The 12,576-nt window shown below is 68.3% G+C and carries 14 protein-coding genes and 1 tRNA gene; 7 read left to right on the top strand and 8 right to left on the bottom strand.

Going from position 1 to position 12,576, the window contains the following annotated elements; genetic code table 11:
• Positions 1-118: 118 nt before the first annotated feature.
• Both fabB and fabA read right to left on the bottom strand, forming a co-directional pair.
• Positions 119-1,345 (bottom strand): beta-ketoacyl-ACP synthase I, encoded by a 1,227-nt coding sequence (gene fabB / locus ASG52_RS13585; protein WP_056243896.1) that lies wholly within the window; start codon positions 1,343-1,345, stop codon positions 119-121.
• A gap of 268 nt (positions 1,346-1,613) precedes the next feature.
• Entirely contained in the window at positions 1,614-2,159 is a 546-nt protein-coding gene (fabA, locus tag ASG52_RS13580; protein WP_056243895.1) for a 3-hydroxyacyl-[acyl-carrier-protein] dehydratase FabA, read from the bottom strand.
• Between the two features lie 419 nt (positions 2,160-2,578).
• Between fabA and irr the strand changes: the two genes are divergently transcribed.
• Positions 2,579-3,082: a Fur family transcriptional regulator Irr gene (gene irr, locus ASG52_RS13575; protein WP_056243892.1), complete on the top strand. Its 504-nt coding sequence runs from the start codon at positions 2,579-2,581 to the stop codon at positions 3,080-3,082.
• Between the two features lie 59 nt (positions 3,083-3,141).
• On the opposite strand, the gene ASG52_RS13570 is transcribed toward irr, so the two are convergent.
• Complete coding sequence (locus tag ASG52_RS13570) at positions 3,142-3,711, bottom strand: SH3 domain-containing protein (protein ID WP_056243889.1); 570 nt, start codon at positions 3,709-3,711, stop codon at positions 3,142-3,144.
• A gap of 356 nt (positions 3,712-4,067) precedes the next feature.
• On the opposite strand from ASG52_RS13570, the gene ASG52_RS13565 reads away from it, so the two are divergent.
• Positions 4,068-5,072 (top strand): 2-hydroxyacid dehydrogenase, encoded by a 1,005-nt coding sequence (locus tag ASG52_RS13565; protein WP_056243888.1) that lies wholly within the window; start codon positions 4,068-4,070, stop codon positions 5,070-5,072.
• 252 nt (positions 5,073-5,324) lie between these two features.
• Here ASG52_RS13565 and ASG52_RS13560 read toward each other — a convergent pair whose 3' ends face one another.
• Complete coding sequence (locus tag ASG52_RS13560) at positions 5,325-6,311, bottom strand: bifunctional riboflavin kinase/FAD synthetase (protein ID WP_056243885.1); 987 nt, start codon at positions 6,309-6,311, stop codon at positions 5,325-5,327.
• A gap of 283 nt (positions 6,312-6,594) precedes the next feature.
• Between ASG52_RS13560 and ASG52_RS13555 the strand changes: the two genes are divergently transcribed.
• Together ASG52_RS13555 and ASG52_RS13550 are read left to right on the top strand one after the other, a co-directional pair.
• Positions 6,595-6,978 (top strand): response regulator, encoded by a 384-nt coding sequence (locus ASG52_RS13555; RefSeq protein ID WP_056243882.1) that lies wholly within the window; start codon positions 6,595-6,597, stop codon positions 6,976-6,978.
• 106 nt (positions 6,979-7,084) lie between these two features.
• A complete protein-coding gene (locus tag ASG52_RS13550) occupies positions 7,085-7,621 on the top strand; it encodes a hypothetical protein (protein WP_056243879.1) in 537 nt (178 codons plus the stop codon).
• A 119-nt stretch (positions 7,622-7,740) separates the two neighbouring features.
• On the opposite strand, the gene ASG52_RS13545 is transcribed toward ASG52_RS13550, so the two are convergent.
• Positions 7,741-8,616 carry a hypothetical protein gene (locus tag ASG52_RS13545; protein ID WP_056243877.1) on the bottom strand — a complete coding sequence of 292 codons (876 nt, stop codon included), beginning with the start codon at positions 8,614-8,616 and terminating at the stop codon, positions 7,741-7,743.
• Positions 8,617-9,052: 436 nt separating this feature from the next.
• On the opposite strand from ASG52_RS13545, the gene ASG52_RS13540 reads away from it, so the two are divergent.
• Positions 9,053-9,268, top strand: a complete 216-nt coding sequence (locus ASG52_RS13540) for a hypothetical protein (RefSeq protein WP_056243867.1) — start codon at positions 9,053-9,055, stop codon at positions 9,266-9,268.
• Positions 9,269-9,274: 6 nt separating this feature from the next.
• On the opposite strand, the gene ASG52_RS13535 is transcribed toward ASG52_RS13540, so the two are convergent.
• Positions 9,275-10,108, bottom strand: a complete 834-nt coding sequence (locus ASG52_RS13535) for a hypothetical protein (RefSeq protein WP_056243864.1) — start codon at positions 10,106-10,108, stop codon at positions 9,275-9,277.
• A gap of 240 nt (positions 10,109-10,348) precedes the next feature.
• Here ASG52_RS13535 and ASG52_RS13530 point away from each other — a divergent pair.
• Positions 10,349-10,424 (top strand) — tRNA-Ile (locus ASG52_RS13530).
• Here the strand turns inward: ASG52_RS13530 and ASG52_RS28660 are convergent.
• Together ASG52_RS28660 and ASG52_RS27230 are read right to left on the bottom strand one after the other, a co-directional pair.
• Entirely contained in the window at positions 10,381-11,190 is an 810-nt protein-coding gene (locus ASG52_RS28660) for a recombinase zinc ribbon domain-containing protein (protein ID WP_156383976.1), read from the bottom strand. The two genes, ASG52_RS13530 and ASG52_RS28660, sit on opposite strands and share 44 nt — an antisense overlap.
• A gap of 77 nt (positions 11,191-11,267) precedes the next feature.
• On the bottom strand, positions 11,268-12,116 hold the full coding sequence (locus tag ASG52_RS27230; RefSeq protein WP_156383961.1) for a recombinase family protein: 849 nt from the start codon (positions 12,114-12,116) through the stop codon (positions 11,268-11,270).
• 97 nt (positions 12,117-12,213) lie between these two features.
• Here ASG52_RS27230 and ASG52_RS13520 point away from each other — a divergent pair.
• Positions 12,214-12,576, top strand: a 363-nt coding sequence (locus tag ASG52_RS13520) for a transposase (RefSeq protein WP_156383960.1), incomplete at its 3' end; no start/stop codon positions are given.

The following is a 12,576-nucleotide window of genomic DNA, read 5'->3' as shown; positions in this document are numbered from 1 at the left end:
AACGCCAGTCGAGTGGCGGGGTTCCAGGGCCTGTTCAGTTGAGGGCCGGGCCTAAGCTCGGCCGTATTCTCGCAGATGCGAAGTGTTGCCTGGGCGGTGCAAGAAGAAGCTCGGCCGTTCAGGCGTCGGGATGCTTGAGCACGAGAGTGGCGTTGGTGCCGCCGAATCCGAACGAATTCGACATCACGTGACCGAGCTTGGCCCCGTCGCGGCGCTCGCGCAAGATCGGCATGTCGGCAAACGCCGGGTCGAGCTCGTCGATATGCGCGCTCTCGCAGATGAAGCCGTTGTTCATCATCAGCAGCGCGTAGATCGCCTCCTGCACGCCGGTGGCGCCGAGGGAGTGGCCGGTGAGCGACTTGGTGGCCGAGATCGGCGGACAGGCTTCGCCCGCGCCGAACACCTCGCGGATCGCCTCGATCTCCTTGTCGTCGCCGACCGGCGTCGAGGTGGCGTGCGGGTTGATGTAGTCGATCCTGGCGCCCTTCAGCTCTTCCATGGCCTGGCGCATGCAGCGCACCGCGCCCTCGCCCGAGGGGGCGACCATGTCGTGGCCATCGGAGGTGGCACCGTAGCCGGCGACCTCGCCGTAGATGCGCGCACCGCGCGCCTTGGCGTGCTCCAACTCCTCCAGCACCAGCACGCCCGCGCCGCCGGCGATGACGAAGCCGTCGCGGTTGGCGTCGTAGGCGCGGGACGCGCGGGCCGGGGTGTCGTTGTAGCGCGAGGACATCGCGCCCATGGCGTCGAACAGCACCGAGAGCGTCCAGTCGAGATCCTCGCAGCCACCCGCGAAGATCACGTCCTGCCGGCCGCCGCGGATGATCTCGGCGGCGTTGCCGATGCAGTGGTTCGAGGTCGCGCAGGCAGACGAGATCGAATAGTTCACGCCGCGGATCTTGAACCACGTCGCCAGCGTCGCGGACGCCGTCGAGGACATCGCCTTCGGCACGGCGAACGGGCCGACGCGCTTGGGCCCTTTCTCCCGTGCGATCGCCGCCGATTCGACGATGGTGCGGGTCGACGGTCCGCCCGAGCCCATGATGATGCCGGTGCGCTCGTGCGAGATTTCGTTCGCCTCGAGCCCGGCGTCGCGGATCGCCTGATCCATGGCGACGTGATTCCAGGCGGTGCCGCCGCCGTGGAAGCGCATGGCCCGGCGGTCCACCGCCTCCTCGGCCACCAGGGTCGGCATCCCCGCGACCTGGCTACGGAAGCCGTGCTCGGCCTGCGACGCCGAGCGCGTGATCCCGGAGCGGGCCTCGCGCAGGGATGCCAGGACTTCCTGGGTGTTGTTGCCGATGGACGAGACGATGCCCATCCCGGTGATGACGACACGCCGCATGGTGGCTCGGGCTTGCTGCGCCGCGGACGCGCGGCACTTCGTTAACGGGTCAACTAGGATGCCCCGCGATCAATCTCAACTGGTTGATTTTTGGCTCGGCCTCAAGCGCTGGCGCCCGTGTCCGCGACCTTGGGCTATCGCTTCGCTCGACGCCTCGGCGTGGCCGAGGCCGCTGCGCGCGGCGCTCTTCGCGCCGGGCTATACGGCGCTGCCGCTCCTTCAACCGGAAGAGGCAGATCATCGGGAAGAGATGACGGGCGGGAAGCGCTTACGCCTGCGCCTGGAACAGCGCCACGCGCAGGTCGCTCGCCTCGTAGATGCGGCGGCCGTCGGCCTCCAGCCAGCCATCGGCGATGCCGAGCACCAGCTTGCCCGTGCGGACGCGCTTGATGTCGATGCCGTAGACGACCTGTTTCACGGTCGGCAGCACTTGGTCCGAAAACTTCACCTCGCCGACGCCGAGCGCCCGGCCACGGCCCGGCGCGCCGAGCCAGCCGAGATGGAAGCCGACGAGCTGCCACAGGGCATCGAGGCCGAGGCAGCCCGGCATCACCGGATCGCCCTTGAAGTGGCACGGGAAGAACCAGAGGTCCGGGCGGATGTCGAACTCAGCCAGCACGTGGCCCTTTCCGTGGGCGCCGCCCTCCTTGCCGATCGAGGTGATGCGGTCGAACATCAACATCGGCGGCAGGGGCAGCTGGGCGTTGCCGGCACCGAACAGCTCGCCGCGTCCGCAGGCCAGCAGCTCCTCGTAGGAGTAGTGTGACGCCCGCTGCGGGATCGCGGTGTCGGTCTGCGGGTCGGAAGAGGCCATGGAGGGGTGCGTCCTCGTTGACGGACGAGTCCGATCGGTTGCCGGACAGGGAATGACGGGATCGGCGCCTCGATAGCACAGGCGCCGCACGCGCTCAAAGCATTGTCGTTTCTTCTTGGGCCTCACACGCCGGCGCCCGCGTCCGCGGGCTTAGGCTGCTCGCTCCGCTAGACGCCTCGGCAATAGCCGAGGCCGCTGCGCGGGGCGCTCTTCGCGCCCGGATGCACGGTGCTGCCGCACGCTTGAGCCGATTACCGTTCCGGGTTGAAAGCGGTAGTCGCCACTTGGTCGGGGCCGCCGAGCCATGCGCCACGGGGGCAACCCAGCCGCATCGCCATGCTTCGGGTTGCCGCAGGCGAAGGGCATCCGTATACTTGCCCGATCTTTCTTCGTCCAAAGGTTGGGAATCACTCCCCGCGATGTCCGATCTGACGCCCCTCCAGGCCGTGCTGAACGCGCGGAGCCCCCTGTCGGCCGACGGTGCCGCCGGGCGCCGCGGCTGCCCGCTGTCCGATCTGCGCGACCGCCTGCGTCGCGCCGGCCTGCGCCCCACCCGCCAGCGCCTCTCGCTCGGCTGGTTGCTGTTCGGGCGCGGCGACCGCCACCTGACCGCGGAAATGCTCTACGACGAGGCCATGCGCGCCAAGGTGCCGGTCTCGCTCGCCACCGTCTACAACACGCTGCACCAGTTCACCGAAGCCGGCCTTCTGCGCCAGCTCGCGCTCGACGGGTCGAAGGCCTATTTCGACACCAACCCGACCGAGCACCACCACTTCTTCCTGGAGGAAGAAGGCGAGGTGCTCGACATGCCGGAATGCGGCATCTCGGTCGATTCGCTCCCCGATGCCCCCGAGGGCATGGAAATCGCCGGCGTCGAGGTGATCGTCCGCCTGCGCCGCCGCGCCGTCTCCGGCCGCGGCTGATCCGTTTTCCGATCTGAACGAAAAGGGGCCCGGATTTCCGGGCCCCTTTTCGTTTGCGCTCACTCGATCTTCTCGTCCGGATACACCCCCCACAGCCGGTCCTGGCGGATGTAGCCGTCGACGTCGCCCTGCTTCTGCGGCAGCGCCACGACGAGGCGGCACCACTGGCCGGTGCAGGTCTTCACGCTGCCGATCACGCCCGGCTGGAGCCGCGCCTCCTCGCCCGAGCCCTCCTCGGCCCGCGCCTTGAGCGGCACCGTGGATTTGCCCGCATCCGCCTTCTCGCCGGACGGCGGGATCACGACGGCGGTGCGCCGGCCTGACAGCAGCGAGTGCAGCACCCAGCCCTCGGTGCCCTCCGAATCGCGGATGCGCCGCCACGTCTCGAACTCGGCGACGATCTCGATCGGCAGGCCGGCGCGCTGGAACACCCAGAGGGTGCGGTGGTCCTTGGAGGGCCCCTCGCGCAGGTTGACGCGGTCGGTCTTGAGGCTGGCGTAGCGCGGCAGCGGCAGCTTCGTGACCGGCCCCTTGCCGACCTCGGAGGCCGCAGGCGGGGCAGCCCGCGCGGTCAGCGGCGCGAGCAACGCCAGCACAGCCGCGAGGATCGCGAGGCGGGCGGGGTTCACGAGAGCTGCGCCCGACCACGTTGGGTAGGGGCGCAGCTCTCGGTCTTTGTCGGGACGCGCTGTCTTTCGGCGAACCGGCAGCCAATTCGTCGGAAAGCGCGCTAGGGGAAGAGCGGGCGGGCGCATCGTCCTCGTCTCCAACCGAGTCCTCAAAACCGGTCACGGACGGCTTCGCGGTGCATCGCGAACCGGTCCGCCTCGTGTTGCATTGTGTTCCCGAACCTCTCTGATAGAGAGGCCGGATGTCCTGCGGCGTGGCCGGAGGCCGGCCCGTCACCGGCTCCATCTGGCCGCGACGTGGTTAAGGGAGCGTAAGCCGGACCGCATCCGGGCCGGCCCGCCCGCCGGGAGGGATCATGCCGTCATTGAAGCGCAAGCCGCTCGTGGTCGTCACCCGGCGCCTGCCGGACGCGGTCGAGACGCGCATGCGCGAATTGTTCGATACGCGCCTCAACCACGACGACGCGCCCCTCTCCCCCGAGGCCATGGCCGCCGCGATCCGCGAGGCTGACGTGCTGGTCCCGACCGTCACCGACGAGATCGGCCCCGGCCTGCTGGCCCAGGCCGGCCCGAACCTGCGGCTCATCGCCAATTTCGGCAACGGCGTCGATCACATCGACGTCGGCGCGGCCCTGGAGCGCGGCATCACCGTCACCAACACGCCCGGCGTGCTGACGGAGGACACCGCCGACATGACCATGGCGCTGATCCTGGCGGTCGCCCGCCGGATCGCCGAGGGCGCTCGGATCATCCCGGACGACGACTGGACCACCGGATGGTCGCCGACCTGGATGCTCGGGCGCCGCATCACCGGCAAGCGGCTCGGCATCGTCGGCATGGGCCGCATCGGCCAGGCGCTCGCCCGCCGGGCCAAGGCGTTCGGCCTGTCGATCCACTACCACAACCGCCGCCGCGTCCCGACCGCGATCGAGGAATCCCTCGACGCGACCTATTGGGAATCGCTCGACCAGATGCTGGCGCGCGTCGACATCGTCTCGACCAACTGCCCGCACACCCCCGCGACCTACCACCTGCTCTCGGCCCGCCGCCTGAAGCTGCTCAAGCCCGAGGCGATCGTGGTCAACACCGCCCGCGGCGAGGTGATCGACGAGAACGCGCTGGCCCGCCTGATTGAGTCGGGCGACATCTCGGCCGCCGGCCTCGACGTGTTCGAGCAGGAGCCCGCGGTGAGCCCGCGCCTCGTGCGGCTGGCCCGCACCGGCAAGGTGGTGCTGCTGCCTCACATGGGCTCGGCGACCCACGAGAGCCGCACCGAGATGGGCGAGAAGGTCATCATCAACATCAAGACCTTCATGGACGGCCACCGCCCGCCGGACCGGATCCTGCCGAGCATGCTCTGAAACGAAGTTTCGGCCGATCGCCACGAGGTCGGCCGGGCTCCCTCCTCTCCCCGCTCGCGGGGAGAGGCCTGTAGGGACCTTGTCGTCCCTACAGGGAGCGAAGCGACGGTGAGGGGGACTCGACGGAAGAGACTCCTTCGGACAAGCCCCCTCACGTTCGGCTGCCGCCTCGCTTTGCCGACGACAGGGTCGGCAAAGCCCTCTCCCCGCGTGCGGGGCGAGGAGATGCACGGCCGAACGCGCGTCTAAGCCTCACCCCAGCATCGACGCGACCGCGTCCGCCCGGATCGCCGCCTTGGCGCGGGCCGAATCCACATCCATCTGCGCGATCAACGCCTCGGCGCTGGCGAACTTCTCCTCGCCGCGTAGGTACGCCAGCAGTTCGACCGCGACTTCCTGCCCGTAGAGATCGCCCGAAAAATCGAACAGGTGGACCTCCAGCAGCGGCGCGCCGTCGTCGAAGGTCGGGCGGCGGCCATAGCTCGCCACACCCGGTACGAGGCGGCCGTCGGCGAGGCTCACCCGGACGGCGTAGATGCCGTGGGCGAGCCCGCAGGAATCGAGGGCGAGGTTGGCGGTGGGATAGCCGAGGGTGCGCCCGCGCTTGTCGCCGTGGCGCACGTGCGCCAGCACGAACCAGCGATAGCCGAGCAGCGCGTTGGCGCGTGCCATGTCGCCCGCGGCGAGCGCGGCGCGGATCGCGCTCGACGAGATCGGCTCGGACCCGGAGCCCGCCGCCACCGCGGGCACGACCCGGCACGCGATGCCGGCCTCGCGGCAGAGGTCGGCCAGGATCGCGGGCGTGCCGGCCCGGCCCTGCCCGAAATGGAAGTCGTGGCCGATGACGACGCCGGACAGGCCGAGATCGTCGCGCAGCCAGCCTTCGACGAAGCCGCGGGGCGAGGTCGCGGCGAGCCGGGCGTCGAACCGGCGCACGAACAGCCCGTCGAGCCCGAGGCGGGCGAACACGATCTCCTTGGCCCGCGGCCCGGTGAGGCGGAACATCGGCTGGTCGGGGGCGAAGAAGGCGCGCGGATGCGGCTCGAAGGTCAGCACCGCGGCGGGCCGCGTTCCGGCTTCCTCACGCACGGCCTCGATCAGGGCGCGGTGGCCGCGATGCACGCCGTCGAAGTTGCCGAGCGCCGCCACGGCGCCGCGGAGCGCGGGCGGCACGGCATCGTCCGCTCCGCAGACCGTGAAGGGGGAGCCGGGCTCGCTCTTGATATCGCCTGACGGCATCGGCTCCTGCGGGGCATGTCGGCGGACAGCGCCGGAGGGCGCCGGACCATGGGCTGCGGCTTGGCGAAATCCGCCCCCCCGGTCAAGCGAGACGAAAACCACACCGGCCGCGACGGTGCGGCGGGGGCGAACGTCCAGGGCCCGGCAGTTAAACCTTTCGCAATCCGCGGGTGCCTATTGTCGTGTGGACGGGAGGCTCCTCCGCGTTCGCGCTCGGGACGTGATGCCCTGCGCCCGAAAGAGCCGCCAGCACCGACATCAGGGACAACGGAGCACGATTCACATGGCCCTCGACCTCAGCATGCCGATCCTGGTGGTCGACGACTACCAGACCATGGTGCGCATCATCCGCAACCTCCTGAAGCAACTCGGCTTCGAGGACGTGGATGAGGCCTCCGACGGCACCGCCGCGCTCGCCCGCCTCAAGGGCCGCAAGTACGGCCTCGTCATCTCCGACTGGAACATGGAGCCGATGACGGGCTACGAGCTGCTGCGCCACGTCCGCGCCGACGAAGGCCTGCGCACGACGCCGTTCATCATGGTCACGGCGGAGTCGAAGACCGAGAACGTCATCGCCGCCAAGAAGGCCGGCGTGAACAACTACATCGTCAAGCCGTTCAACGCGGCGACCCTGAAGACGAAGATCGAAGCGGTCTGCGGCGCCTGACGGTCGCCGGCCCGCCCCGCCGCACGGATGTGCGGCGGGGCGGGCGCCGCCTTCTCCGGTCCATCCCCTAACGTCCCCCGGTCGAGGGACGCTCGAGAGAACATCCATGGGATCGATGGCCTTCCCGCGCGACGTCCGCCCATCGTCCAGCACGCCGTCGGCGATGATCCAGGAACTCCTCGACATCGCGGACTACATCGCCAAGCTGCGGGACGCGATCGCGCTGCTGCGGGCGAACGAACTCACCCGCGACCGCCTGCCGATGGTGCACGAGGAACTCGGCGAGGTCGTCGCCGCGACCGCCAGCGCCACCAACACGATCATGGGCAGCGCCGAGGGCATCCTCGCCCTGCCCGACGGGCCCGGCTACCGCGCGGCGGTCGAGGAGAAGATCCTCGACGTGTTCGAGGCCTGCGCCTTCCAGGACATCACCGGCCAGCGCATCGCCAAGGTCGCCGAGGCGATGAGCCTGCTCGAAGGCCGGCTCGCCCGCTTCAGCGTGGCGGTGAAGGCCCGCGACGCGGGCGGCGTGGACGAGACCGAGGTCGACCGGTGCAAGCGCAACGAGTCGCTCCTTCTCAACGGCCCGCAAAAGGGCGGCCCGGCCACCCCCCAGGACGCCATCGACGCGCTCTTCGACTGAAAACCCAGGTTTCGAAAGGACGAGTCCTTTCGCGGGTCCAGGGCAGAGCCCTGGTTTGGAAGGGAGACCAGGGGCTCTGCCCCGGTACCCCGCCAAAGGGCTCGCCCTTCGGGAACCCGTTACGGCTTCGGCGCGGCTTCGGCGGATTTCTCCGGCTCGCCCTGCTTTTCCATCGCCGCCGCGAAGGCCTCGGGCGAGAGGTCGATGAAGCGGGTCATCGCGGCCTGGAAGTCCGGCTCCTTGTCGGCGGGCGGGCAGCTGAAGCCCTTGTTGACGAGCTGCTCGCGAATGTTCGCATCGAACGGCGCCATCTCCGGCTGGAGCGCGGCCATGCGGGCTTCCACCGCGGCGCGCTGCCGGCCGGTCGAGGCGACGTCGCATTCCTTGAGCACCCGCTGCAGCGCGATGCCGACCGCGTAGCTCGCGATCCGGGCCTGGGACGGCACGGACGGCGCAGGGTTGGAGATGGCGGCGCCGATCGCCGCTTGCGGCGAGGATTTCGGCGGGGCGGCGTCGCAGCGGCGCAGGGCCTCGTAGCCGGCGGCGAAGTTCGGGATGCGGAAGTCGGCCTCGCCGTTGTCGAAGCGCAGGATCACGGTCTTGGCCGCGAGCAGATCGGGGACCAGGGTGTCGGGGAACTGCGCCCGCAGGGTCTTGCCGTCACCGGTCCACGTAGTCTTGATCTTGATCGGCTTCTTGTCGAGGAACAACGGCACCTTCACCGTCTCCTCCTTGTCGAAGTCCCAGCCCTGATAGGCCAGCACGAGGCTGGCCTTGCTGCCGTCCAGCGCGAAGACGACCGCGTTCGTGGCGTTGTTGTCGTCCTTGTCCTCGTAGGTGTGGGTCATGATGCAGGGGTTGGCGCTGGTGTCGCCGACCGTGCGCTCGACCTCCCAGCCCTTCACGATCTCGAACGGCTCGCGCGGCGCGGCTTGAGCGAGCGTCGGCAGGAACGCGACGGACAACACCGTCGCCAGGAAGGGGAAGGGGCGCACCTGTGCTCTCCGAAACGAAGGCCCGCGCGCGGCTGCGGGACGCAGGAGGCTCGGCACCGCGAGCTTAGCGGTAAATCGATCCGGCGACCAACACGACGGTAGCGCAGATTCAAAAAATTCAACCGCTTTCATCGGCCGTGCTTCACCTTGCGGCGCGGACCGTTTCAATTCGACGGTTTCTTCTTGCGAAACCTTCAGGGCCGTCGCCGAGACTCGAAAGCCGACCGGGTCGGGCCGCCGTCGACACGGCTTGGGGGCACTATTGGCACCCCGGCGTGACAATTCGCACTGCACCCAGCTCTTCGGCGGCGCAAATATGAATTTGCGGTAAAAATGTGAACGGGCCGCGGAACTTGTTCCCGCTGCCCCCGTTATTCACGCACAGTCGAGCTTTTGCTCGGCGGCCGCGTGCCCTGACCCAGGGCGGGAGCCGGTCATGCCCATCTTCGATGCGAAGAATCTGCCCCACCACGACGACGATCTGAACGTCCTCGCGACGATCCTGCACCCCACACCCGTCGCCCTTGAGCAGGCGCGTGAGCGGGGTCGGGCTCGGCTCGAGCGGGCGACTATGCTGGCCGAACTCGCGCCCGCGCTTCCGGGCACGACGCTCGCCGCCCTGACGATGCGCGACGCCGTCCCGGCCGCCTGATCCCCTTTACCAAGCCTGCGGCGTGATCAGGCCCTGGCGCGTGACGACGACCCAGTTCCGGCCACGACGTTCGATCGCCTCGACACGCCCGACCCCCGGCACCGCATCCCCCGCGCCGACCTCCACGAGCCGGCGACGGCGATCTTCGAGAATGGCGACGCCGTCGTAGACGTCACGCACCGCCCAGCCCTCGACGGTCTCGGGCTTGGCGCGATCCGGTAGGCTGCCGGTCTGGACCGGCTCGGGCTTGGCCTCGGGTCGGATTTCGGGCTTCGTCTCGATCCGGGCCTCCGGCTTCGGCGGAGCGGGGACCGTGGCCTGCAGCTTCTTCTCGACCGTCAGGGTCAGCCCGGCGAGACGCGCGCCCTGCTCGCGCTCGGCCTGGGCAAAAGTGTCCGACAGCGTCGCGAAGCGCTTGTCGAGCCCCTGTTCCAGGCGCCCGATGCTGCCGCCGAGCGCCTTGGTCTCGGTGCGGGTCGCCTCGCTGGCCTCGCGCAGGGCGGACGCCGTCCGGGCAAGCCGCTCCACCTCCTGCGACAGCCGCAGCGTCTCGGCGCGGCCGGCCTCGATCCCGGCGCGCAACTGCAGCAGCGCCTCGCCGGAGCGCTCCCGCGGCGGCTCGGCGAGCCCCAGGCCGATGCAGACGCCGCCGACGAGGGCGGCGCAGGCGGCGGCGGCGAGCCGCCCGTTGGCGGTGAGCCGGAACGGCCGGCGCTTCGGCGCGACCGCCGCCGCCTCGGCCGGCTTCGCGCTTGCTGCGCCGACCGCCTGCTTCAGCATCTCTTCCGGCGAGGCCTTGCCTGCGGGGCCCGCCTTCTCCGCTCCGACCGACTCCGCCATGACCCGGTTTTCCCCGATGGATGTCCACCGCGCAGGGTCCGGCCGGGCTCGACGAGCCGCAGATCCGCCGCACGCGAGGCGCCGGCCCGCCCTCGCCGGCGCGCTCGCTATGAGCGGGGCCGCGATCCGCGTCCGATGTCCTAAGACGATGTTAGGCATGTCTGTTTACCGAAAGGTTACCATCCTGGCGGCGTCAGGGGATGACGGCGGCGCCCGGACGCGATATCGCTCCGGTTGCGTGGGCCTGTAGCTCAATGGTTAGAGCCGACCGCTCATAACGGTCTGGTTGCAGGTTCGAGTCCTGCCGGGCCCACCATCTTGTCCCGCACACCCTCAAGGTGAGGGGGCGCAAGGCCCACCGCCTTGCCCTGCAAATCTGCAGCGGCAGCAAAATCCATCCCGACGACCATCCGTATCCGTTTCAAATCAAGCTGCTGTGCGTTCTTCGCGCGATCCGCTTTGGTCGCGATGTTGAGGATGCCGGCGAGGTCACCGTTCAGGTCGACCAGCAGGCCCTTTCCGTTCGGGTCTGGCGTCAGGACGATCCGCTCGACGAGGGAGCGAATCAGCTCGGCAGCTTCGTCGCGCCGCTCGTCGTGATTGAGGGCGTCGACCAAGGCCGTCACCTCTTTCCGGTAGCGCAGCGCCATGTTCGGATGGAGGAGGACCGGCTCAGGGTTCTTTTCGATCAAAAGCTCGGTCAGTTCTTTGCGACGCTCTCCGAAGGCATTGAACTCGTTCTTCATCGCCTCGCTGGTGTAGCCTTCCTTGACGGCTTCGATGATCCGCCGCTCCAGTCGGTCGATCTTCTTCAGCTCGGCCTGATAGCTGTGGAGCGAGGCGTTGTGCTCCATCCGCAACCGGTTGATGTGAGCCGTGTACTCCTCGCAGAAGACCTTCACGAGTTCAGGGTCCATCAGGTGGCGCGTCAGCGTCGCCAGAACGGTGATCTCCAACTCGTCCTGCCTGATGTTGCGCCGGTTGGCGCAGATCGATTCGCCTTTGTTACGGCTGGTCGAGCAGCCGAACATCAGCTTGGAAATTTTGCTGAAACCGCCGCCGCAGCAGCCGCAGCGGAGCATGGAGGAGAAGAGAGTCTTTGGCCTCTGCTTCTCCCAGAATTGCTTGTGCGTCCGACGCAGGCCGGATTGGCGCAGCTTCACACGGTCCCAGACATCCTGATCGACGATCCGGAGCTCCGGCACCTCCTTGCGTATCCACTCTTCTGGAGGATTGTTGCGTGTGACATGTTTCCCGATATCTGGATCTTGATATAGTGAACCTCATTCCAGGCGATTACGCCCTGATACAGCTCGTTGTTCAGGATGCCTGAGCCGCGCTGCCAGTTGCCGTTGATGGTCGAAGCGGTCCAGCCGGCACCGGACGGGCCAGCGACATCTTCCTTGTTGAGGCGCTGCGCAATGATCTTGGGTGATCTGCCCTTGGCGTACTCGGCGAAGATGCGCCGCACGATCGCGGCCTGTGCCGCGTTGATGGTCCGGTCGCCGCGGATCAGCTCGCCATGTTCATCCAGTTTCCGGACGACATCGTAGCCGTATGCGATGTCGCCGCCGGCCTTGCCTTTCTCGACTCGGCCGCGCTGTCCGCGCCGGACCTTGTCAGCCATGTCCTTAAGGAAGAGGGCCTTCATCGTGCCCTTGAAGCCAATGTGGAGGCTGGTGATCTCGCCCTCGGCCAGCGTGATGATCTTGACGCCTGCGAACTGCGTCCGCTTGTAGAAGCCGGCAACATCCTCCTGATCGCGCGACAGACGATCGAGCGCTTCGGAAAGGATGATGTCGAACTTTCCGCTGATGGCGTCGCGCAGAAGCGACTTCACGCCGGCCCGATGCATGCTGGTGCCAGATATGGCGTAGTCGGTATACGCCTCGGTAATCGTCCAGCCTTCCTTGTTGGCACGCTCCTGACAGATGCGAAGCTGATCCTCGATCGAGGTCTCGCGTTGGTTGTCGGACGAGTATTGTGCATAGAGGGCGACACGGATCATTGGAGAGTCTCTTTCTCGCTCCTGGCTTCCGCCTCCCGGTGCGTCTTAGAGCGCCTAACAGAACGGCACGAAGCGGTCGGTTAGGGGTTGGTCGGGTATGGCTCGACCTCTACTTCCCGACGATCTCTGGACCGAGATCGTCCCGCTCCTACCGCGGCCCCGTCCGCGCCCGAAGGGCGGACGGCCTCCGATCGACAATCGGGCTGCGCTGACCGGCATCCTGTTCGTGCTGCGCTCGGGTCTCACCTGGGAGATGCTGCCGGCCGAGATGGGCTGCGGTTGCGGCATGAGTTGTTGGCGCCGCTTGCGCGACTGGCAGGAGGCCGGCGTGTGGGCGCGGCTGCATCAGGTGCTGCTGAAGCGCCTGCACGCAGCCGGCGAGATCGACTTGCGACGGGCGAGCCTGGACAGTGCCTCTGTCCCGGCCAAAAAGGACAGTGCCTCTGTCCCGGCCAAAAAG

The organism is Methylobacterium sp. Leaf456 (assembly GCF_001425465.1).
Classification (GTDB): Bacteria; Pseudomonadota; Alphaproteobacteria; order Rhizobiales; family Beijerinckiaceae; genus Methylobacterium.
This window is presented reverse-complemented; position numbering and strand designations above follow the sequence as displayed.

Bases quoted from the DNA above. Each gene is read 5' to 3' on its own strand.
- ASG52_RS27230 (WP_156383961.1), bottom strand. From the start codon at position 12,116: ATGATCCGTGTCGCCCTCTATGCACAATACTCGTCCGACAACCAACGC.
- ASG52_RS13560 (WP_056243885.1), bottom strand. From the start codon at position 6,311: ATGCCGTCAGGCGATATCAAGAGCGAGCCCGGCTCCCCCTTCACGGTC.
- ASG52_RS13540 (WP_056243867.1), top strand. From the start codon at position 9,053: ATGCCCATCTTCGATGCGAAGAATCTGCCCCACCACGACGACGATCTG.
- ASG52_RS28660 (WP_156383976.1), bottom strand. From the start codon at position 11,190: ATGCTCCGCTGCGGCTGCTGCGGCGGCGGTTTCAGCAAAATTTCCAAG.
- fabA (WP_056243895.1), bottom strand. From the start codon at position 2,159: ATGGCCTCTTCCGACCCGCAGACCGACACCGCGATCCCGCAGCGGGCG.
- ASG52_RS13535 (WP_056243864.1), bottom strand. From the start codon at position 10,108: ATGGCGGAGTCGGTCGGAGCGGAGAAGGCGGGCCCCGCAGGCAAGGCC.
- ASG52_RS13550 (WP_056243879.1), top strand. From the start codon at position 7,085: ATGGGATCGATGGCCTTCCCGCGCGACGTCCGCCCATCGTCCAGCACG.
- ASG52_RS13565 (WP_056243888.1), top strand. From the start codon at position 4,068: ATGCCGTCATTGAAGCGCAAGCCGCTCGTGGTCGTCACCCGGCGCCTG.
- ASG52_RS13555 (WP_056243882.1), top strand. From the start codon at position 6,595: ATGGCCCTCGACCTCAGCATGCCGATCCTGGTGGTCGACGACTACCAG.
- fabB (WP_056243896.1), bottom strand. From the start codon at position 1,345: ATGCGGCGTGTCGTCATCACCGGGATGGGCATCGTCTCGTCCATCGGC.
- irr (WP_056243892.1), top strand. From the start codon at position 2,579: ATGTCCGATCTGACGCCCCTCCAGGCCGTGCTGAACGCGCGGAGCCCC.